Here is a 23,272-nt window from a genome sequence, read left to right as displayed (position 1 = left end):
ATATCACATTCAATAAAAAAAATATATTTTACCTTTTTTATAACAAAATACCTTTAACACTGCAGTAAACACTAAAATTGTTCGTTTTATAAAAAAATAATACCTTGCATTAGAATTAAATTCAGATACATTATGAGCAAAAAAGATGATTTTACATCGTACATAACCCAAGGTTTTCAATCAAAAGGCGAAAGCATCACTCTAGGTGGCGCTATTTTAGATGGAGAAGCAGTACCTAATACTTATGTAAAAATACCGTTAAAAACACTTAACCGCCACGGATTAATTGCTGGCGCTACGGGTACTGGGAAAACTAAAACAATACAAGTTCTATCTGAACAACTTTCCTCTTTTGGTATTCCCGTATTAATGATGGATATAAAAGGCGATTTTAGTGGAATTGCTAGAGAAGGAGAAGAAAAAGATTTTATAACTGATCGACATACTAAAATAAACATTCCTTACAATACAGAAAGTTTTCCAGTTGAACTATTAACCTTGTCTGAGCAAAACGGAGTGCGATTGCGAGCCACTGTATCAGAATTTGGACCAGTACTTTTTTCTAGGATTCTCAATTTAAATGATACGCAAGCTGGAGTTGTAGCTGTAATTTTTAAATATTGTGATGACAATAAAATGCCATTACTCGATTTAAAAGACATCAAAAAGGTTATCAACTACATTACAGAAGAAGGTAAAGAAGAGATTGAAGAATTATATGGAAAGATATCAACTGCTACAACGGGGACTATCCTGCGAAAAATAATTGAACTTGAACAACAAGGAGCCGATTTGTTTTTTGGCGAAATGTCATTTGACATCAATGATTTGATGCGCATAGATGAAAAAGGCAAAGGATACGTGAATATCTTGCGCCTAACAGATATTCAAGACAAACCGAAATTGTTTTCTACTTTTATGTTGAGTTTATTAGCAGAGATTTACCAACAGATGCCTGAACAAGGAGACGCTGAACAACCTGAACTAGTCATTTTCATAGACGAAGCGCATTTGATATTTAACGAAGCAAGCAAAACCTTATTAGAACAAATTGAAACTATTGTAAAACTAGTTCGATCAAAAGGTATTGGGATTTATTTTATAACTCAAAACCCAATGGACATCCCTAGTGGTGTTCTTGCACAATTAGGTTTAAAAATACAACATGCATTAAGGGCTTTTACAGCCAATGACAGAAAGGCCATCAAACAAACTGCTGATAATTATCCTACCTCTGAATATTATACCACTGAAGATGTCCTTACAAGTTTGGGTATTGGAGAAGCGCTTGTTACAGCCTTAAATGAAAAGGGTATCCCTACTCCTCTTGCTGCAACCATGATGCGAGCACCTATGAGTCGAATGGATATTTTGACCGATAGTGAAATTGAAACTATCAACAACAACTCTAAACTTGTAAATAAGTACAATAGTGTCATAGACAGAGAAAGCGCCTATGAAATGCTACAAAAAAAGATTACCGAGGTTAATGAAAGTGTAGCTGAAAACACAGAGGAAGAAACAGTTGAAAAAGAGAAAAATGAAGGGCCAAGTACCGCCAGCGTTGTGGGTAAATCTGTTTTAAAAGTGCTTACAAGTGCCACTTTCATCAGAGGAGTTTTTGGAGTTTTGACCAAGATATTTAAAAAGTAATGCTATAAAATCTATATATGAAAAAATATTTAGTCCAAAAAAATCCTTTTGTAGTCCCAACAAGCGATGGTAAATTGATTGAAGAACACCATGGATTAATTGCAACACACAACAAAGATATTTCAATTGCACACATGATTGCTCCCCCAAAGTGGAGTGAACCTTTTCAAACTCCACAATTTGATGAGTATACCTATATTATACATGGTAAAAAACAATTCATTATAGAAGACGAAGTTGTTATTCTTGAAGCGGGTCAATCAATAAAAATTGAAAAAAATACACGAGTGCAATATTCCAATCCTTTTGACGAGCCTTGTGAATATATCGCTATTTGCAAACCTGCATTTTCGATAGAAAAAGTTAACAGAGAAGCGTAAGCAAAAGATAAATGGTATCTTTATACGTATAAAAGAAAACAAACATGGAACATCAGAAAAAAATTGTAATCATTGGAGCTGGTTTCGCTGGTTTAAGATTGGCGCAAGACTTAGAAAACACTGCTTACGACGTTTTATTGATTGATAAAAACAATTACCATCAATTTCAACCTTTGATGTATCAAGTGGCTACCGCTAGACTGGAGCCTGCAAGTATTTCTTTTCCGTTGAGAAAAGTATTTCAGCATTCAAAAAATGTTCGTATCCGAATTGCTGATGTTATTAGTGTGGATACTCAAAATAAAACTCTCCAAACCTCCATTGCTGATTTTGATTATGATTACTTAGTGGTTGCTTTTGGTTGTACCACAAATTATTTTGGCAATACTGAAATTGAGAAACATGCATTCCCAATGAAATCAGTACCTGAGGCGATACAATTGAGAAACCAAATTTTGCAAACCTTTGAGGACGCCTTGATTGCACCTGCTGAAGAATTACAATCTTTAATGAATTTTATTGTAGTAGGTGGTGGACCGACTGGCGTTGAGCTAGCTGGAGCTCTTGCTGAGATGAAAAAAAACATACTCCCAAAGGATTATCCTGATAAAGATTTTTCAAAACTTACCATTTATTTACTGGAGGGTTCACCCAATGTTTTGAATCCAATGAGTGTTGACTCCCAAAAAATGTCTAAGAAATATCTTGAGGATTTAGGAGTAATTGTAATGACCAATACCCTTGTAAGTCATTATGACGGGGAAACGGTAAGCTTACAAAATGGAGAAATCATCCGTTCAAAAAATGTAATATGGGCTGCAGGTATTACTGGAAATACTCTAGAAGGAATACCAACAAGTGCATTAACAAGAGGTAATCGTTTTCTAGTGGACCGTTTTAATGGTATCACTGGATTAAATTCTGTTTATGCCCTAGGGGATATTGCGTTTATGACTACACCTAAATATCCCAACGGCCACCCACAAGTAGCAAGTGTAGCGATAGAACAAGCTAAAATTCTCGCTAAAAATTTTAAATTAGACTTAAAGAATACGTCAAGAATTGAATATGAATACCACGACAAAGGCTCCATGGCTACCGTAGGTAAAAGAAAAGCAGTTGTAGATTTACCAAAATTTAGTTTTCAAGGACGATTGGCCTGGTTCACTTGGATGTTTATTCACCTCATGCTAATATTGAGTGTAAAGAATAAACTCTCTATTTTTGTAAACTGGATGTTTAGTTACTTTAATAATGACAGTACGTTGCGTGTGTTACTAAAACCCGCCACAAAAAAATAACTAAAAAAACAACAAAGGACTCTAAAAAAGAGTCCTTTGTTTTATTGTAAAAGTTCCAGTATTTTATCTTCTACTTTTTTGGAATCCCAAATTGCTGTGATATTATCCATCTTTAACACTTCTTCCATAATTTTATTTTGGTATTCACCAAGAGCCAGCGCTTCGGCATAAGGCGTAAGACTAAAAGTAACCAAACTATAAAGCGGCGTCCATTTTTCAGGATGTTTGTCTGAGAACCATTTTTCAATTTTCTTTTGTAATAAAAAATTCTCATCGGCAGTTTTTGAGCTCATTTCCATGAAGTTTCTTTCTGCTAATTCTGCAATTGCATCCGCATTTGGTTTGCGAAGTTGCTCATATTCTAAGAAAATTGCTCGCCAGTTGTCCCCATGTTTATCAATACAGTCTTGTAAAATCGTAATGTCTTCAAAACCTGCATTCATCCCTTGACCATAAAAAGGTACAATTGCATGAGCAGCATCACCTATTAAAGCAACTTTGTCATCATAGGTCCAAGGATAGCATTTCATTTTAACTAAATAACTGGTTGGGTTTTTAAAAAAATCTTCCACCAGATTTGGGATTACAGCTTTTGTATCAGGGAAGAATTTAGCAAAAAAATCAACCAAGTCTTTCTCCGTTTTTAGCTTTTCAAATGAATTATCTCCCTCAAAAGGCATAAAAAGAGTACATGTAAAACTACCATCAAGATTCGATAAACCCATTAACATAAAATCTCCTCTTGGCCAAATGTGTAATGAGTTGGCATCTATTTTATGTGAACCATCAGGATTTGCAGGAATATGTAATTCCTTGTATCCTATTTTCATGAACTCTTGAGAATAATTGAACATCGATTGACGTTGCATTTTGTGTCTAATGCGTGAAAAAGCACCATCAGCTCCAAAAACTTTATCAAATTTAACTTCTGTCCACTCCCCACGCTCCGTTTCACCTATGTGTAAAGTAGCGTCACTCAAGGTAACGTCCCATATTTTTTGGTTAAAAAAGAATTCAACACCTTCTTTTTCAGCAAGATCAATCATTTTACGATTTAAGATTCCTCTTGAAAGTGAAAAAATGGCCTCCCCTTCTTTTCCGTAATTTTGAGTCACATAAGTTCCGTCTTGCAAATGTATACCGCGTTTGTCTACGGGAATACCAATAGCACGAATTTCATCATCAAGCCCTATATCTTCTAATGTTTTCCAACCTCTATTAGACATTACCAAGTTGATAGATCGACCTGAAAATTGAATATTTCGAATGTCAGGACTTCTATCGTACACGTGAACCGTATGACCTAATTTTTTTAGATATATCGCCAATAGTGTTCCTACTAAACCTGAACCCACTACGGCAATTTTTTGAGGTGTTTGCATTATTTTCATGATATGTTAAGCAAAACTAGTCATTAATTAGCGGAAGCTCTTTAAAAAGTGACATTATTTACTGGGCTTGAAAGTTAATTTTGTTGATGTACGTTCTATTTCTTCTTTATTTAATAACATCCTTCTAAATTTTCCAGAATTATATAATTCTGCCTGATCATCATAATGTGCGCTCATAGGATTACCCGACTGTCCTGTGGGTAAAACGCTCCAACTGTTTTCAATATCCGAAAAATCAATAACTCTTCGTGTAGAAGGCCCAGCTTTTACTTGATATTCACCGCTACCACTAAAACTAAAGAACAAATTATTTATAACTTCACTAGAACCTGATACCTCAAAAGGACCTACATTGAAAATATTTTTCAAAACAGCAACTTTACTCAAAGGATGTTGATGTTCTAAAGTATGTACTCTGTTCCAAGTCCAAGCCAATACGTCTGGGCCCAATTGTTTTTCAAGCGCAGATATAGCCTCCTTAAATGACTGTAATACTATATTCTCTCTAGTTTCTTTATTGTTTTTAGTATTGATGTTATCCCACCAAACAGAATTTTTATTTTGTATTTGATTCGCAATAGTCTGTTTCATAACATGGGTGCCCAGAAACATTTCAAACTTTTCCTTTCCTAACTCGTCTTCAAAAGTATTTTTCATATATTGGTATACCCATTTGTTGTAGATTGTAGGAGCTACATCATCGAGATTATTAGAGCCTTTCCAATCTTTTAAAATTGAAATTGCTTGTTTTTGAGTATTAGAAAGTGCTTTAGAACTACAATTTGCAATCAACTCCTTGACTACATTTGGCGCAACCGACGAAACATTATCAAAAATCATATTTCCAACAGCTTCTTTATCCCAAGAGGATTTAGAATCTAATAATTGAGAAATTCTTTTGGCGCGATCTTCTGGTAAATAATATCCAGGATAATTAAATCCATCTATAGGTTCCGGCTGATTATTTGCTGAATAAACGTAATTCCATCTTGGGTTTACTGCCGAAGGATTTTTGGAAAAATCCAAAAACGAAACAATATCATCCTTACCCGAAGCTCCATCTAAGATAAAGTTTGGATTTACTCCTTTATTATGCTTGTACAACTTACCCGTAGCCCACCATGCCACATTTCCTTTAGCATCGCCGTACATTACATTTAATCCTGGGGCTGCAATTAATGCTACCCCTTTTCTAAAATCAGCTTTGCTTTTTGCATGTGAAAGAGAATAAACCGCGTCTAGAATATTGATGGGTTGTTGGATATAAATCCAAGACAAAGCAACAGGCTTATTAGGCTCTAAGCCATCCATCAAGTTATTCATTATAGGTCCATGTCGTGATATTTTTACGCTCAAAACACAATCTGTCGAGTCTTTAATTTTTATTGTTTTTTTTCTAATTTCATATGTCCCATAACCACTAGGAGTTTTATACTCTTTATCATTCTTAGGATTAGATTGTTCTTGATACAAATCGATATCATCATTTTCAAACATGGTTAATCCATAAGCATAATCTCTATTGTGTCCTAATAAAGGATAGGGTGTTCCTGCTAGATAACAACCATACAATTCAAAATCTGGCACTACAATATGAGCTTCATACCACGTGCCCGGTTGCGAAAACCCAATATGAGGATCATTAGCAAAAATAACTTTTCCGTTTTTAGTTTTCTTAGGTGCAATCACCCAACTGTTACTTCCTATAAAAGGAGACACAGGTGAATTGTCTAAAAGTTGCGCAATAGATTTAGATATAGCGGCATACTCTTGAGGATTTTCGGATGCGTTTTTTATTTTGGTAGTATTGAATTCACCATTTATCCCTAAATCCTTAAGATATTCGGCACCATATTTATTGCGAATATCTGTTAACAAAGGATCTGATTTTTGAGCCATTGCAAAACTAAAAGACATGTATCCAAAAATATTATAGACATCTTTTATAGTAAACTTCTCTTTCTTAACACCTATCATACTAAACTCTATTGGTGTTTTACCCTCGTCTAAATACTGATTGATCCCATCAAGATAAGAAATTGTCAGTTGGTAACTTGGACTGTTTTTGTCTAATGCTGCTATTGCTTTGGCTGAAGCTTCTTCAATCCCTAAGCCGGCAAAAAATTTATCATTTTTTAAGGCTACTGATCCGAAGATTTCTGACAACCTGCCTGGAGCTATACGGCGCATTAATTCCATTTGCCATAATCGATCTTGTGCATGTACATAACCTAGCGCGACCATGGCATCTTTTGAATTTTCAGCATAGATATGAGGAACACCAAATTCATCAAAATGAACTGTTGTTTCTTTTTGAATGTTTTTTAAAGCTAACTCTCCCTCATATGTAGGCTTTGAGTATAGTGCATACATAAAAATAGAACCTGCTAAAACGGCTACTAGTACCAGTAAAATAAAAAGAGATTTTTTTAGTGTTTTCATCATGGGATAAATTGAAAAACAAATATATAGGATTTGGAAGTGATATGAAACAAATAATTACAAAGCGCGTAGTATGCACTAAAACAATCAACCTTCTTTATATTTTGTTTAATTTATTTCGTTATTAATTAAACAAAAAGTATCTTTGTTTGAAATAATACGACTTATGAAACATATTTCAAGAGATATCATCTCTCAAATGGAAAAAATAGAAAGATTAAACTTAATCAATTCGTGTACGGGATATAAATCAGCAAATTTATTGGGGACAAAATCTATTGACGGAAAATCAAATGTTGCTATTTTTAGTAGCGTAACCCACTTGGGGAGTAATCCAGCGATGATTGGATTTATTATGCGCCCCACTACGGTTCCAAGAGATACGTACAAAAACATTAAAGATACTGGCTACTTTACAGTAAATCACATCACAGCAGATATGATTGAGGCTGCACATCACACCTCGGCCAATTATGAATTAGGAGTTTCTGAGTTTGACAAAACAACACTAGAAGAGGAATTCAAAGAAGGTATCCCTACTCCTTTTGTCAAAGGAAGTCCAGTACAATTATTGTGTAAATATGTTAATGAATATCATATTGTAGAAAATGACACCATACATGTTATTGCATCAATTGAACATATCTTCTATCAAGAAGAATTAGAACATAAAGATGGCTGGTTGCAAATAGACCGCGGAAATGTTGTGGCTATAAATGGTTTAGACGGGTATTGTTTACCCAAATTACTAGATCGTTTCCAGTACGCACGTAAAGAAATTCCAACTACTTCCTTTTTCAAAAAATAAAAATGAATAAACTACGGTTAATCCTTGGTGATCAATTGAATGCGACGCACTCTTGGTTTCAAGAAAAAGATGATACTACCATTTATTTACTTGCCGAAATGCGTCAAGAAACAGATTATGTGAAGCACCACATACAGAAGGTTGTGGCATTTTTTCAATCCATGAGGCATTTTTACACAGACCTTAAAGACAAAGGGCATCAAGTGATTTATTTTGAAATTACAGCCTTAGACAATCCTCAAAATTTAGATCAATTGATTGCCAATTGTATTGAAAAATATGGTATTGCCAAATTTGAATATCAATTACCCGACGAATACCGTCTGGATCAGCAATTAAAATTGATTTGCTCAAATCTTACCATTGAGACCCAAGCATTCGATACGGAACATTTTTACACCAAACGAGAGGAGTTGACCGATTTTTTTGAAGGTAAGAAACTATTACTAATGGAAAATTTTTACCGACACATGCGTAAAAAGCATCATGTTTTGATGGATGGCTCAACACCAGTTGGTAATCAATGGAATTTTGATGCTGATAATCGAAAAAAATACAAAGGAGAAGTTCCAGTTCCTGCAGCAAAAAAATTTGGGACCGATATTGAAGCGCTGCTCTCTCAAATTGAAAAAGCTGGAGTCAATACATTTGGTACAATTAACCCGAAAAACTTTGACTGGCCTACCAGCCGAGGGCAAGCGCTAAAACAACTTGGTTATTTTTGTGATCATTTGTTACACCACTTTGGTGACTACGAAGACGCCATGCATACAGATGAAAAATATCTGTTTCATTCGCGTTTATCATTTGCCATGAACAGCAAAATGCTTTCGCCAAAAGAAGTTATCGAAACTGTAGTTGCATATTATCATGAACATGAATCCAGCATTTCCGTTTCACAGGTTGAAGGTTTTGTTCGGCAAATTTTAGGTTGGCGTGAATACATAAGAGGAATTTACTGGAAAGAAATGCCGAACTATTCTAAAATGAATGCTTTAAACAACACCAATAAACTTCCGGATTTTTTCTGGACCGGTCAAACTAAAATGAATTGCATGAGTCATGCAATTAATCAAAGTTTGAAGGATGCCTATGCACATCATATTCAGCGTTTGATGGTAATAGGAAACTTTACTTTATTAACGCAAATTCATCCTGATGAAGTCGACAATTGGTATTTAGGTGTGTATATTGATGCTATAGAATGGGTAGAAATGCCTAATACAAGAGGTATGTCACAATACGCAGATGGAGGAATTATCGCAACAAAACCTTACGTTTCCTCAGGAAGTTATATCAATAAAATGAGTAACAATTGTGCAAAATGCCATTATAATGTGAAGGAAAAATTTGGAGATAAAGGCTGCCCATTTAATACGCTGTACTGGAATTTTCTGGACGAAAAGAAAGAATACTTTAAAGGAAATCAGCGTATGGGAATGATGCTCAACCTTCTTAAAAAAATTGATCCCGAAGATTTATACAAAATTAAGCTCAAAGCAAATGAGATCATAAATAATATGGATGCTTATTAAAAAAAGGATTCTTTTCAATTGAAAAGAATCCTTTTTTTTAAATCTAAAAATACATTTAGTTTTTCTTACTACCGTCAATAATGGCACCTGTTCCTGCACCCACTCCGGCACCTGCAACACCGCCAATAATAGCTCCTTGAACTTTTTTCTTACTGATAATTGCTCCGGTTGCTGCTCCAACTCCTGCACCAATAACTGCTCCTTTTGCAGTACTACTCCAACCTTTCTTTTTAGTTGTGGTAGTTGTAGTTGTAGTCCCTTGAGGAGCTTGCTGATTAACTACAACAACTTCTTTTTGGGTTTCGACTTTAGCCTCTTCCATTTTCACCATTACTTGCTGCATAGAGTCAATTACTCTTTGCTTTTCTATTTCTACTTTCATAGAATCGACTGTTGCTGCTTTAGCTTTTGCAACATCCATTTTACCTTGATTTTGACAAGAAACTACCGCCATAGCAAGTAGCATAAAGTATACTATTTTCATAATTTTGATATATTAAATTTATAGTACAAAGATGAGATGTACCAAACTTAAATTTATTATGAAATTCAAATTAATAGTTACATAATTATGAGTTCGTCTTTTCTAGAATTCCTTTTTTTAAAATTTGGCCAAACTCGTACATGTCTACGTAAGAGGTATACAAAGGCACTGGTGCTAAACGAATCACATTAGGTTCGCGCCAATCTGTAATTACTCCATTTTTCATTAAATAATCAAACAAACTGCGTCCTTCACCATGCAGTAAGACAGAAAGTTGAGAAGCTCTTTCTAAAGGATTTTGAGGAGTTATGATTTCAAAAGTACTCTCAACTTCTTTATCGATTTCATGCAAAATAAACTCTAAATACGATGTGATACTGTCTCTTTTTTGAATTAGAGCATCCATTCCTACTTCATCAAACATAGTCACCGATGCCAAATAAGGAGCTAATGACAATATGGGTAAATTACTTATTTGCCAACCATCGGCACCATGAACGGGATCAAAAGTTTGTTCCATCTTAAAACGACGTTCTTTGTTATGTCCCCACCATCCTGCAAATCTAGGAAGCTTACTATTGTTATGATGTTTTTCATGAATAAAACAACCTGATGCATTCCCTGGTCCTGAATTCATGTATTTATAACTGCACCATGAAGCAAAGTCTACATTCCAATTGTGCAATTCTAGCTTTACATTTCCTGCAGCATGTGCCAAATCCCATCCTACATAAGCACCTGCTTTGTGCCCTGCAGCAGTTATCGTTTTCATGTCAAAAACTTGGCCGGTGTAATAATTGACTCCACCAATGAGAACCAAAGCCAACTCATCGCCTACTTCTTCTATTTTTGCTAACACATCTTCAAGACGGATGTTATGTTCGCCTTCGCGTCTTTTAATTTCTACTAATGCTTCATTGGGATCAAAGCCTACCGATCTTGAATGAAAATCAACTTGGCTTTGAAACATATATTGATCCGAAGGAAATGCTTTCTCCTCACAAATAATTTTGAATCTGGTTTTTGTAGGTTGGTAAAAAGAAACCATCAACAAATGTAGGTTCACGGTTAAGGTATTCATTACGGTTACCTCTGAAGGAAGTGCGCCAACGATTTTGCTCAACGGATTAGCAAAACGTTCGTGGTAATCCCACCACGGTTTATCACTATAAAAATGCCCTTCTACAGCTAGGTTTGCCCAATCATTCATGACCTCATCTACAAAAGCTTTGGTACGTTTTGGTTGCAATCCAAGTGAATTTCCAGTAAAATAAATTACTTTTTTTCCGTTTACTTGAGGAAATATAAATTCCTCTTGGTATTTATTTAAAGGATCTTGAATATCTAGTTGCCTTGCAAATTCAAGGGTATTTTGAAATTTCATACGTTCAGTTTAGATTTGTAAATGTACAAAAAATGCAGCGATAGTAGCAAGTGTTTAAACGAATTAGGAACTTCTTGAAATCCCAAAAACGAGATATAGATCCGGGCTTTATCATTAAAAATCCTGATAGAAGAGGATCTAGTTTAGCGGACGAGTTTGTGTGAGGGGTTGTAGCGGCATCCTTTATTTTCTTTCTTTAAGAAAATAAAGATATAGCGTAAAACCCGACCCGACCTTTTTCTGGGAGGGTCACACCAAAAAAAAATCTCGCCACGATTGACGAGATTTAATACTTAAGATATGATTTTGTTGTATTATAAAATCAACATGGCATCACCGTAAGAGTAAAATTTATATTTCTCCTCGATTGCTTCGGCATATGCTCTTTTCATTAAATCGTGACCACAAAACGCAGAAATCATCATTAATAAAGTTGATTTTGGCGTATGAAAATTAGTAATCATACACGTTGGGATAGCAAAATCGTGCGGTGGAAAAACAAATTTATTTGTCCATCCGTCAAACGGATTAAGTGTGTTTTGTGATGAAACAGAACTTTCTACAGCGCGCATAGAAGTTGTCCCTACACAACAAATACGTTTCCTTTTAGCTTTAGCTGCGTTTACGATATCACAAGCTCCTTGAGTAATTTTTAACTCCTCAGAATCCATTTTGTGTTTCGATAAATCTTCAACCTCAACAGGATTGAAAGTTCCTAATCCTACGTGAAGCGTAACCTCGGCAAAATTGATTCCTTTTATTTCTAGTTTTTTCAATAAATGTTTAGAGAAATGCAAACCCGCTGTAGGTGCCGCAACAGAACCTTCTTCTTTTGCATAGATAGTTTGGTAACGCTCTGCGTCCTCTGGAGTTACATCTCTAGAAATGTATTTTGGGATTGGAGTTTCACCAAGTTCTGTTAATTTATTACGAAATTCCTCGTATGAACCGTCATATAAAAAACGTAGGGTTCTACCACGAGAAGTAGTATTGTCAATAACCTCAGCAACTAGAGAGTCATCGTCACCAAAATATAGTTTGTTTCCAATTCTAATTTTACGCGCTGGATCAACAAGAACATCCCAAAGTCTTTGCTCAGAGTTTAATTCTCTCAATAAAAACACTTCAATTCTTGCTCCAGTTTTTTCTTTATTTCCGTATAAACGAGCTGGAAAAACTTTAGTATTATTTAAAATTAAGACATCGCCTTCGTCAAAATAATCAATAACATCTTTGAACATTTTGTGTTCTATGGTTTGTTTTTTACGGTCAATAACCATTAAACGTGCTTCGTCTCTGTTTTCGGCAGGATATTCTGCAAGAAGTTCTTTTGGTAAATCGAATTGAAAATGTGATAATTTCATTTGAAAAAGTTATATGTTATGATTTATAGCGTTTCTCTTTGTGAGATGCTGTTTATAAATCGTGTGCAAATATACGATTGTGAGAGAGGCGTTGTCAAGTGTTTTAGGGTTTATTTTTAAAAGTCGTTGTTTAGCGGGCACTTAGAGGGCTATTTCATCTTGACACTGCAACCCAATGGTTCTTAAATCATCCCAAAAATCAGGATATGATTTTGAAACTACTTCCGCATTTTCAATAATTATGGGAACCTTTATGGCTAGCGGTGCAAATGCCATTGCCATGCGGTGATCATTATAAGTGGCTATAGCTACATTTGGGATACATTGCTTTGTTGCTATAAGGGTTAAACTATCGTGTGTCACTGAAATAGTTGCTCCTAATTTTGTTAATTCAATTCGCAGCGCTTCTAGCCTATCCGTTTCTTTAATTTTTAAGGTATGAAGTCCCGTAAGGTGACAGCCAATTCCTAAACCAAGACAGGTAACCACAATGGTTTGCGCAATATCTGGTGTATTGTTTAATTCGAAATAGATTTGTTCCGGTAGCTTAAAATCAGATTGCTTGCTCAAGGTCATCTGGTCCCCGTTAAAATGAGTAACAACTCCAAGTTCTTTATAAATTTCGACCAAAGCGGAATCGCCTTGAAGGCTATCTTGTTTGTAACTTTTTAAGGTTATTGAAGCCTTACTGGAAAGTGCTACTAGACTGAAGAAATAGGATGCCGAACTCCAATCAGATTCGACTGTCATAGACTTTGCAGCTACTTCTTTCTTAGGATAAACGGTAATTACATTGCCTTCGAACTTTGTATTAACCTCTAAATCATTCAATAACGCTAATGTCATTTTGATGTAGGGAACGGAGGTGATTTCACCTACCAATGTAATTTCGATTCCGTTCTCTAGTTTTGGCGCCACCAATAACAAAGCAGAAATATACTGACTACTTACATTAGCCGGGATAGACACTTTTGAGGCGGTTATTTTTTGACCACTGATTTTGATGGGTGGATAACCTACTTCTTTCTCGTATGTTATTACGGCTCCTAACTGTTGTAGTGCTTCGACCAAAACTTGTATTGGGCGTTCCGTCATGCGTTGAGAACCAGTCAGTATTACCTCATGACCTTCATGCACTGCATAAAAAGCCGTCAAGAAACGCATGGCCGTTCCAGCATGATGAATATCAACTATTTCTGCATGGCCTTTCAAGGCTTTTTGCATCACCTCGCTATCATCAGAATTAGAGGTGTTGTTGAGCGTAATATTAGGAAACAAAGCCTGTAACAATAGGAGGCGATTGGTTTCGCTTTTGGAACCTGTTATGTTTAATTGTACATCGTCAATCGTGAAAGGTGAATTTGTAGTTACTTTTAAATTCATTTTTGTAATTATAAGTTGTAAATTATGAGTTATGAATTAAATAACCCAAATGCGCAATTTACTACTACTCATTCACAATTCATAATTTACAATTGACAATTTATTTTAGTTTCTCGTTGTTTTTGTGACGATCTTTATCTCTAACGGATTTTAAATCCATCTTTTTATCGAAAGCGGCTTGTAAATCAATCCCCGTTTGATTGGCTAAACACAACACTACAAACACCACATCTGCTAATTCTTCGCCTAGGTCTTTGTTCTTATCACTTTCTTTTTCAGACTGTTCTCCATAACGACGGGCAATAATGCGAGCTACTTCACCTACTTCTTCGGTAAGTTGTGCCATATTAGTTAATTCGTTAAAGTAACGAACACCATGTTCTTTGATCCATGTGTCTACTTCGAGTTGTGCGTTTTTTATGTTCATGATTAGCTTATTTTGTTCCAAAGGTAAATAAACTCAATAAAAGTTTGGAGCAATTCATTACTATAACAAAGTTCGTTAAGCTTTTTTAAATACAATTTTTTCATTTTGTTTTTCTATCATTCGTTGATAAAAACTCTTTAGTGCTTCATAGTAATCAGTACCTATAATAGGAGCATTTATTTGAAAAGTTATTGCTAATTGCACCGCATTTTCAGTTTTATTAATCAAAAATTTAAACTGACCTAGATTATCATCCATGTTTAATACAATAGATGCCGGCATGGTATCAACAACATATCCCTCAGGAATATCTATTATTACATTGTACTTATCTACTGTGGTATAACCATAATCAACAGGGTAATCTCTAGTTTCTTGTTTAAAAGGGTTTTGTTCTATTGAAAAAAACAGCATTGGGTTGATGTAAATTGACCCATTAATAACTTCACTTAAATTTCCGCCTTTAAAGGTAATATTTTCAATTACCGGTTCATTTAGATTTTTATCAATGACTCTTTCATAATCATCAACTTCAATTTTTTTATTATCGTTTTCATATTTCTCTAGATATACGTCTTCTTTTATAGTCTCTGTGTTATTTCTAAAAATCATGGCATTATAATCTGTTCTTTTACGGCTTAACTTACCTGTAACAGTGCCATCAGGTGTAAAAGTATATTTTAAATTAACTGCATCGATTGAGGACTTCTTAGGCATCAAATCTATCGCTGTAGAAGTTGCATCTTTACGAATAAGCCTTCCTTCCCAATTTAAAACTCGTAAAGGCAAAACATTTGGTGAAGAATAGGATTCTGTGGCGTCTAATAATAAGACTCTATCCGCAAGTTCAACAGCGGCAATTACATAATTAAAAGCTGTTCTATTAGGGAAAAAAGATATTCCATTAGATCGTGTACTAACTAAAACTGGATTGGCATTTAAATTAGTATGACGTAACATAGCGATAAGCATTAAATTGATTTCGGCTACATTTCCTGTTTTGTCCTTGTATGCTTTTTTTACCCCATCATTACAAGAATATCCGTAATACCCATTCCATTTTACTGATTTTTTTACATGACTAAAAATAGCCTCTATTTTTTCTTCGGGTGTTGCTAATCCATCTAAAATACCTTTTAAATCCTCTTCAAAGTACCCAGTTTTATTAAGCTCCAGCCCAAAATCATCATAATCATAAATTGTTTTTGCCACAGAAGCCCAATCTGTAGATAATGTTTTCATTGGTTGGTTTGGAAAATTAACCACAGATAATTCATGTGAAACACTTGTAGTATAATTTGAAATATTATTAACGTAAGCTTCTTGTTTCATAGCCGGTAAATTTACTGCTAAGTATGTAGTGCTATTCTCTATAAAATCGAGTTTTTCTTGAGTAGTTGAAACTATTGAACTCTCACGTGGTTCTGTTGTTGGTCTATAGGAATAACTTAAAGATTTACTGGTATTTTCTTTCGTTATTTTTGGTGTCATAGACCCTTTTAAATTTGGATTGTACACAAAATACTCAGGGATAAGAGTTCTAAACTCTGAATGATTTACAGGGATACTAGATTGAAAACTCCACTCAGTAAGTTCACTAAGCCTGAAGGAACGTAAAGTGTATTTATATTCGATTATTGAACCCACTTTAACATTGGGCAAAGTAATCTTTTTTTGATTCCAATATTTATTCACTTTTTCATCAAAAAGCCCATCGCTTTTAAGTTTTATTTTTTCAACTTTACCATCAACTAAGTTATACGTAACAACATCCGAAAATGAAAGTATGTCTTTTGAACTTGAACCTACATAATAACCAACAGCTTTAGTAGCCCAGTCATAACCCTCTTTTTTATAAATTTTAATTCGGGTTGTTACCTCAGTAACCATTTTAAAACCATCGCTTTGACTGTATTCAAAATCTACTACGCCTTTTTCAAAAAGTATGGCAGCCGCAGCAGTTGTATCTCTTGGGTGATGTCTTTCTTGAAGTTCCGCTATAGAAACTTTACCTAATTTAAATTCTTGAGCACTAACAATACTAACTACAAGTATTAAAAATAAAATTGAAATTTTTTTAAAATTCATCATGGTTTAATTGGGAGTTAAAATTATTTTGGCGTTGTCATTTCTTGAAATTTGCTCCATAAATAATCGGTATTCATCATATTCTTTATTAGTATACAAACCTTTCTTTATCCATAAATTACGCTTAAACACAACCGTTTTATCGTCTTTTTTAATTAATTGTGTTTTATACTCGCCAAACTTTGTATTGAGTTCAAAGTCAACAGGCATGCTTTCAATTTTATATTCAGTAGGTAATTTAACTTCAATTTCATCAGTATCAAAGTAGCCGCGTTGTATTTCAAAAGGATTTTTTCGGTTTCGAATTCTTTTTACATTACCTGAAGTTATGTTGAAAGCATTAACAACAAAGATTATTTTTTCAGCAACTTTACTACCATAATTTGCTGCGTTTAGTTTTACATGCTCCTCAAAACGCACACTTTCTTTATCATTAATAAAACTCATTTTTTCAATTTTAAGTGTATTTAATGCACTCCAATACTTTTTATAATAAGTATCTTTTTCTACTGTTGGCATAGTTTCTAAGCTAGACTTTTGATGGTATTGCGAACCTGTAGAATTAATTTGCAAACCGCCAGACAAACCGCCATTAGCATCAATACTATAACTTCCTTTAGAAATTTGACTGTTGTCCTTGTCTTGATATTTTTTTGTATGAATGATATGTCCACCATCTGGTTTCATAACTACAACGTCCCTGTCATCAGTAAAATTAGCTTGAAAACCAAAAGGATTTGTTTGACTAGTACATTCAAGAAATATATTGTCAGAACCGTTAGCAATACATAGAATTACATGATTTCCTTGAATAGAGAAAAAATCTGCTTCAATGTCTCGAATATTGCTATCTCCATAAAGTTCAGTATAATAGGACGGCACTCCAACAGCTTCTAACAAAGCCCTTGTATAATTAGAAAGTCCCTTGCAATCTCCATAACCTAAACGATCTACATCATTAGCAAGCATGGGTTTAAAACCACCTATACCTACTTGCACACTTACATATCTAGATTTTTCTTGAACAAATTTATATACTATTTTAGCCTTTTTAATAGGATCTGATTCAGCACCTACTAATGTTTTTATTTTGAACTTAGCATCCTCATTAAGAATATCTGTTCCTTTTAAAATATTTTCTGAAAACCACTTTCCATACTCACTCCAGTTTTTAGCACTACCATCAACGCCTTCTAAATTAAAATGTTCCAGCCCCATCATCACTTTTGGAAATATTCTTGAAACAGGTGTGTAGTCTTCATATTTCTGAGCTATAATATTTTCAACAGAATAGCTTAGCTGTGTTTCTGTATCTTTTTCTTTAATGATCTTGAAATTTTCGAAATTAAATTCTTTCTTTTTAAATCCAAGAGAAGCCGGAAACGTTACGTTAAGAATGCTTTTTTCAACGCTTACATAAAAATCAGTTAGTACAAACCATGACGGGATAAAAGCAGTATTTGATGTCTCTGTTTCACTTTCATAGACTATTGTAAATGGGTATTGGGTAGGTGTATAGTCAATGGTTAGATACCTCCCATCAGAAAAAAGAGTACCTCCTCCTGATGCGCTTTGATCTTTAAAATCTTTACGTTTTATTTTTTTTATTTCATTTCCAAAAGCATCATAAACAACTGCCTCAATTGCTTTCACTGTTTTTCTTTTATCATAACTTTCAATTGCATTTATTGCATTGAGTCCATTTTGATTCAATACTGTAACAACTCTTTTTTCTTTCACAGTCATGCTTTTTTGTGAAGAAATAGTAATGTCTATTTGATTTAAGCGAATCACGGCATTAGCATTTTCTTTTAAGCTATCTGAAATAATTAGGGACACATACTCTCCTTTTTGAGCTGAAACTTGAAATGTTAATGCAATAAATAAAAGACAAACAAATGTTGATATTTTCATTGTAATGAATAAATATTGGGGGAAGTGAACCAAAATGTGATAAACTAGAGACTTTTACAAAAAGTCTTTTTTTGGTTTTGAAAATAATATTCGTGGTATTCAAAAATATATTAAATCTACCAAGTAGCAAAGTAATTACTCTTTATTTTTACTATCAATTACAATAGTTACAGGGCCATCATTTAGGAGTTGTACCTTCATGTCGGCACCAAAAACTCCAGTCTGTACTTTTTTGCCAAGATCTTGTTCTATTTGGGCAACAAATTGTTCATACAAAGGAACAGCTATTTCTGGCTTTGATGCTTTAATATAGGATGGGCGATTACCTTTTTTAGTTAAGGCATGAAGGGTAAATTGCGACACAACAATAACATCTCCATTGATATCTTTTATAGACAGATTCATAACATCATTTTCATCTCCAAAAATACGCAGATTGACAATTTTGGAACTCAGCCAGCTGCTATCTTCATGCGTATCCGCATCTTCGATACCAACCAACACCAACAATCCTTTTTGAATATTGGCTACAATTTGATTATCAATTGTAACTGAAGCTTGTGAAACTCTTTGGATTACTACTTTCATAGCCCCCTAGCCCCCGAAAGGGGAACCTTAAATATTATAAAAAGAAACTCTGATCTCATATCCCGATAAATTTATATTTGAATCTTTATAATTCCCCCTTTGGGGTTCAGGGGGCTTTTACTCCCTCGTTTTATCACTTGCTTTTCTATCTTCGTCATACACATCGGTGCGGTAATGTTCATCGTCACCCTCTAAAATTTTAATGTAACTGTTGTAGCGTGACCAAGCAATTTCATCTCGATCCAAGGCTTCTTTTATGGCACACTTAGGCTCTTCTTTGTGCAAACAATTATTGAACTTGCATTGCTCTTTCAATTTAAAAAACTCGGGAAAATAACCACTAATTTCAGCCGGCTCCATATCTACCATCCCAAATCCTTTGATTCCGGGCGTATCTATAATGCTGGCGCCAAAAGACAAGTCATACATTTCAGCAAAGGTTGTGGTATGCTGTCCTTGCTTACTGGCATCTGAAATGGTTTTTGTTTTCAAATGCAAAGCAGGCTCCATAGCATTTACCAATGTAGATTTTCCCACACCTGAATGCCCAGAGAACATACTTACTTTTCCTATCATCAAGGCTTTTAATTCCTCAACTCCTTTCATTTCGGTTGAGGAAACGCGCAAACAAGCATATCCTATTTGCTGGTACACATGCTGCATGTACAATTGTTCGTCTAAGGTTTCCTCATCAAAAGTGTCAATTTTATTAAACACCAAGACCGTTTCTATTCCGTACGCCTCTGCAGTTACAAGAAATCGATCAATAAAGTTAAATGTTGTTGGCGGATTGTTCACAGTGATCAATAAAAAAACACGATCAATATTTGACGCGATAATATGCATTTGATGCGATAAATTAACCGACTTGCGTACGATGTAATTCTTTCTGTCATGAATATTAAAAATGGTACCCGTAACTGCATCTGAAGTTTCCTCAAGCTCATAATCTACCACATCGCCTACTGCAATGGGATTGGTACTTTTTATTCCCTTAATCCGAAATTTCCCTTTCATACGGCATTCTATAAAATCTCCTTGTTCTGATTTTACGGTGTACCAACTTCCTGTAGATTTATAAACGATTCCTGTCATGTGACAAAGGTAAAATTTTGTTTCAAGTTTATCCCGACACTTCGAGATAAAATTTGGAGTTTTTTTGTACTATCCTAAAAGAAAAATCCCTTTAACTTCATTATGTCAAAGGGATATAAATTTTAAAAAAACTGATTTTACTTTTGATAAGGAAAATTCCTCCCCACTTTTCGCATCATTCTTTCCATCATAGCTGCTGGTGAACTCATAACATCTTCAGCCATTTGTTTATAAAATCTCCACACTAATCCTCCATCAGTTCCATTATTAATTTGCATTGTTAACCCACCTGTTGCAACTTTGCCAGTTCCAAAACCTATTAATAATGTTTTTACAATTGCTACGCCTTCACTTCCAGTTTTTTCATATGCGTAAGAACATTTAATAACAGCATCAACACCTAATGTTTTTGCTAAATCCTCAGGAGCAATTTCTGAAAAATTTTCATATTGATTTGCTTTTTTTAATAACATATTTGTTCTTTCAACATCTTGAACTTCTACGGTAAAATCTGAAGATTTTCTTAACAAATAAGTATAAAGTCCACTTTGCATTTGCAAACTCATACTTTTTTCTTCCTCTTTTCTTGATTCTTCAGTATATCCCTTTGGCAATTTTTTATAGGCAATTGTTGCGTTTACAGGCAAAATAGCCACTGTTTTGTGGTTTGCAATAAGTGCTGCCATGTTAGGGGATTCATAAATTTGTTTTTCCTGTGAGAAACTCTGTGCAGTTAGTATTAAACAAATAAAAACAAAAAGAGTTTTAAAACTAAGGTTCAAAGGCATTAATGAAAGCTTCATAAATTATATTTTTTAATTTTAATATTGGTGCACCAATATTACAAAAAAACCTACAAGTAAATTGTAGGTTTTTATTATTTATATTAAAAAAAATTAAGCATTCAAAACCTTATCTTGATGACTGATACTTTCTTGGTGAATGGCTTTGAATAATTTTAAAACAAATTCTTCTGAAAGTCCTTTGGTTTCTCCATCTAAAATCATTTTACCTAAAATTTCGTTCCAACGGTTGTTTTGCAAAACAGCTACGTTAGCTGCTTTTTTCACCACACCAATTTCATCAGCTACTTTCATACGTTTGCCTAAAAGCTCTAGCAAAGTGGCATCTAAAACGTCAATGTTAGCACGTAGTTTTTTCATTTTTTGAGTGAAATCATCCGATACATCATCAATTTTACGCACCTTCAAGTCAATAAAAATTTGTTTCAACGCATCAGGTGTTACTTGCTGAGCCGCATCACTCCAAGCATTATCTGGATCAATGTGCGTTTCAATAATCATTCCGTCGTAATTCAAATCTAAAGCTTCTTGCGTTACCTCTAAAATCATTTTGCGATCACCGGTAATGTGCGAAGGATCTATAATCAATGGCAAATCAGGGAATTTATTTTGCAATTCAATAGCAATTTGCCATTCTGGAATATTGCGGTATTTTGTTTTCTCATACGTAGAGAAACCTCTGTGAATCACTCCTAATTTTTCGATTCCGGCATTGTACAAACGCTCTACTCCACCTAACCACAAAGATAAATCTGGGTTTACAGGGTTTTTCACCAAAACAATTTTCTTTGTTCCTGCTAATGCGTCAGCAATTTCCTGAACCGCAAAAGGGTTTACCGTTGTTCTAGCTCCTATCCACAACACATCAATGTCATATTCTAAAGCTAATTTTACGTGAGCAGCATTGGCTACCTCCGTTCCCATTAGCAAACCTGTTTCTTCTTTTGCTTTCTTCAACCATTTCAAACCTATTTCCCCCACGCCTTCAAACCCTCCTGGTCGCGTTCTTGGTTTCCAGATTCCTGCTCTAAAAATACTTACATCAGAATCCTTCAACTCATGTGCAATTTTTAATACTTGATCTTCGGTTTCAGCGCTACATGGCCCTGCTATCACTAAGGGATGGGTCAAATTGAATGCCTCCAACCAGTTTCTCATTTCTTTCTTATTTTCCATCTTTTCTAAATTTTTCCCCATCCCAGCCCTTTCGCCGTGGCGAAAAGGGAGCCGAAAATGGATGATTGTTGTTAATTATTCTTTTATTATTGTTTTTATTTACTTTTATCTGTGACTGATTTGCGTACACTGATCACTGAAAACTGCTACTGAAAACTGCTCACTTCTTTACATTCATCCCGTTTAATATTTCTTTAATCTTATTCACACTTTCCATTTCATTGTAAATCGCCTCGTAATCCTCATTTTCTAACAGCTCCTTAAATTTAGACAAATTCAAGATATATTCATTCAAAGTTTTTACGACTTGTTTTCTATTTTGCTTAAAAATGGGTGTCCACATCGCTGGCGAACTTTTAGCAAGACGCACCGTACTTTCAAAACCAGAACCTGCCATATCAAAAATATCCTGTTCGTGTTTCTCCTTGTCAATGACTGTTTTTCCTAACATAAAAGCACTGATATGGGACAAATGCGAAACATACGCAATGTGCTTATCGTGTGATTTCGGATCCATATACCGAATGCGCATTCCCATTTCTTGAAACAATGCCAAGGCGCGTTCTTGCAATTTAAAGGTCGTTTTCTCTACCTCACAAATAATATTTGTTTTTCCTTGAAACAAGCCTTTTATCGCTGCCGATGGTCCCGAAAATTCCGTTCCTGCAATAGGATGCGTAGCTATAAAATTTCTCCTTTTGGCATGATTGGCAATACCTTCACAAATAGGTAATTTTGTAGAACCTACCTCAAAAACAATCGTTTGGTCACCTATTGCCTCCAAAACTTGGGGCACAACCGTGAGCGCTACATCTACAGGAACCGAAACAATCACAAAATCAGCATGCATTAAATCTGTAAATGTTGCTATTTCATCAATAACACCCAATTCAATTGCTTGATCCAAATGTTTTTCGTTCGTATCAATCCCATAAATCGTGGCTTGAGGATACAAATCTTTAATATCCAAAACCATCGAACCACCTATCAAACCTATGCCTATTACAAATACTTTCATTTTTTCATTTTTATCCGAAGCTTATCCTGCTATCCGTT

General features: G+C 34.6%; 19 protein-coding genes. 5 read left to right on the top strand and 14 right to left on the bottom strand.

The features are described 5' to 3' along the window. Positions 1-132 precede the first annotated feature (132 nt). Genes FPG59_RS02080 through FPG59_RS02070 form a run of 3 tightly spaced genes read left to right on the top strand, consistent with a single transcriptional unit; the run spans position 133 to position 3,334 of the window. Positions 133-1,653 carry a helicase HerA-like domain-containing protein gene (locus tag FPG59_RS02080; protein WP_086452960.1) on the top strand — a complete coding sequence of 507 codons (1,521 nt, stop codon included), beginning with the start codon at positions 133-135 and terminating at the stop codon, positions 1,651-1,653. 17 nt (positions 1,654-1,670) lie between these two features. Further along, complete coding sequence (locus FPG59_RS02075; RefSeq protein WP_086452959.1) at positions 1,671-2,033, top strand: cupin domain-containing protein; 363 nt, start codon at positions 1,671-1,673, stop codon at positions 2,031-2,033. Positions 2,034-2,077: 44 nt separating this feature from the next. Then, the gene (locus tag FPG59_RS02070; RefSeq protein ID WP_086452958.1) at positions 2,078-3,334 is read left to right on the top strand and encodes an NAD(P)/FAD-dependent oxidoreductase; all 1,257 of its coding nucleotides are present in this window, start codon (positions 2,078-2,080) and stop codon (positions 3,332-3,334) included. 41 nt (positions 3,335-3,375) lie between these two features. On the opposite strand, the gene FPG59_RS02065 is transcribed toward FPG59_RS02070, so the two are convergent. Further along, positions 3,376-4,716, bottom strand: a complete 1,341-nt coding sequence (locus tag FPG59_RS02065; protein WP_086452957.1) for an NAD(P)/FAD-dependent oxidoreductase — start codon at positions 4,714-4,716, stop codon at positions 3,376-3,378. A 63-nt stretch (positions 4,717-4,779) separates the two neighbouring features. Further along, positions 4,780-7,167 carry a penicillin acylase family protein gene (locus FPG59_RS02060; RefSeq protein ID WP_086452956.1) on the bottom strand — a complete coding sequence of 796 codons (2,388 nt, stop codon included), beginning with the start codon at positions 7,165-7,167 and terminating at the stop codon, positions 4,780-4,782. Between the two features lie 166 nt (positions 7,168-7,333). Here FPG59_RS02060 and FPG59_RS02055 point away from each other — a divergent pair, with 166 nt between their 5' ends. After that, positions 7,334-7,975 carry a flavin reductase family protein gene (locus FPG59_RS02055; RefSeq protein ID WP_086452955.1) on the top strand — a complete coding sequence of 214 codons (642 nt, stop codon included), beginning with the start codon at positions 7,334-7,336 and terminating at the stop codon, positions 7,973-7,975. A gap of 2 nt (positions 7,976-7,977) precedes the next feature. Then, positions 7,978-9,510: a cryptochrome/photolyase family protein gene (locus tag FPG59_RS02050; protein ID WP_086452954.1), complete on the top strand. Its 1,533-nt coding sequence runs from the start codon at positions 7,978-7,980 to the stop codon at positions 9,508-9,510. Positions 9,511-9,565: 55 nt separating this feature from the next. Here the strand turns inward: FPG59_RS02050 and FPG59_RS02045 are convergent, their stop codons facing one another. The 12 genes from FPG59_RS02045 to FPG59_RS01990 all read right to left on the bottom strand — a co-directional run bounded on the left by FPG59_RS02045 (position 9,566) and on the right by FPG59_RS01990 (position 23,234). Next, entirely contained in the window at positions 9,566-9,994 is a 429-nt protein-coding gene (locus FPG59_RS02045) for a YMGG-like glycine zipper-containing protein (protein ID WP_086452953.1), read from the bottom strand. Between the two features lie 85 nt (positions 9,995-10,079). Continuing rightward, a complete protein-coding gene (gene kynU, locus FPG59_RS02040) occupies positions 10,080-11,378 on the bottom strand; it encodes a kynureninase (protein ID WP_086452952.1) in 1,299 nt (432 codons plus the stop codon). A gap of 314 nt (positions 11,379-11,692) precedes the next feature. Next, on the bottom strand, positions 11,693-12,742 hold the full coding sequence (gene queA, locus FPG59_RS02035) for a tRNA preQ1(34) S-adenosylmethionine ribosyltransferase-isomerase QueA (RefSeq protein ID WP_086452951.1): 1,050 nt from the start codon (positions 12,740-12,742) through the stop codon (positions 11,693-11,695). A 141-nt stretch (positions 12,743-12,883) separates the two neighbouring features. After that, positions 12,884-14,125: a 3-phosphoshikimate 1-carboxyvinyltransferase gene (locus FPG59_RS02030; RefSeq protein ID WP_086452950.1), complete on the bottom strand. Its 1,242-nt coding sequence runs from the start codon at positions 14,123-14,125 to the stop codon at positions 12,884-12,886. A gap of 100 nt (positions 14,126-14,225) precedes the next feature. Beyond that, on the bottom strand, positions 14,226-14,552 hold the full coding sequence (locus FPG59_RS02025) for a nucleotide pyrophosphohydrolase (RefSeq protein ID WP_086452949.1): 327 nt from the start codon (positions 14,550-14,552) through the stop codon (positions 14,226-14,228). Positions 14,553-14,627: 75 nt separating this feature from the next. Next, positions 14,628-16,643, bottom strand: coding sequence for a DUF3857 domain-containing protein (locus tag FPG59_RS02020; protein ID WP_369596802.1), 2,016 nt, complete (start codon positions 16,641-16,643; stop codon positions 14,628-14,630). Between the two features lie 3 nt (positions 16,644-16,646). Continuing rightward, positions 16,647-18,554: a DUF3857 domain-containing protein gene (locus tag FPG59_RS02015; protein WP_086452947.1), complete on the bottom strand. Its 1,908-nt coding sequence runs from the start codon at positions 18,552-18,554 to the stop codon at positions 16,647-16,649. A 135-nt stretch (positions 18,555-18,689) separates the two neighbouring features. Beyond that, entirely contained in the window at positions 18,690-19,142 is a 453-nt protein-coding gene (gene dtd / locus FPG59_RS02010; protein ID WP_086452946.1) for a D-aminoacyl-tRNA deacylase, read from the bottom strand. Between the two features lie 117 nt (positions 19,143-19,259). Beyond that, the gene (gene rsgA / locus FPG59_RS02005) at positions 19,260-20,237 is read right to left on the bottom strand and encodes a ribosome small subunit-dependent GTPase A (protein WP_086452945.1); all 978 of its coding nucleotides are present in this window, start codon (positions 20,235-20,237) and stop codon (positions 19,260-19,262) included. Between the two features lie 137 nt (positions 20,238-20,374). Beyond that, positions 20,375-21,040 carry a hypothetical protein gene (locus FPG59_RS02000; RefSeq protein WP_140344579.1) on the bottom strand — a complete coding sequence of 222 codons (666 nt, stop codon included), beginning with the start codon at positions 21,038-21,040 and terminating at the stop codon, positions 20,375-20,377. Between the two features lie 93 nt (positions 21,041-21,133). Further along, a complete protein-coding gene (locus FPG59_RS01995; protein WP_086452962.1) occupies positions 21,134-22,216 on the bottom strand; it encodes a bifunctional 3-deoxy-7-phosphoheptulonate synthase/chorismate mutase type II in 1,083 nt (360 codons plus the stop codon). Positions 22,217-22,376: 160 nt separating this feature from the next. Continuing rightward, positions 22,377-23,234: a prephenate dehydrogenase gene (locus FPG59_RS01990; RefSeq protein ID WP_086452943.1), complete on the bottom strand. Its 858-nt coding sequence runs from the start codon at positions 23,232-23,234 to the stop codon at positions 22,377-22,379. Positions 23,235-23,272 lie beyond the last annotated feature (38 nt).

The sequence above is a fragment of the Flavobacterium sp. FPG59 genome, assembly GCF_002150205.1.
In the GTDB taxonomy this organism is placed as follows: domain Bacteria; phylum Bacteroidota; class Bacteroidia; order Flavobacteriales; family Flavobacteriaceae; genus Flavobacterium.
This window is presented reverse-complemented; position numbering and strand designations above follow the sequence as displayed.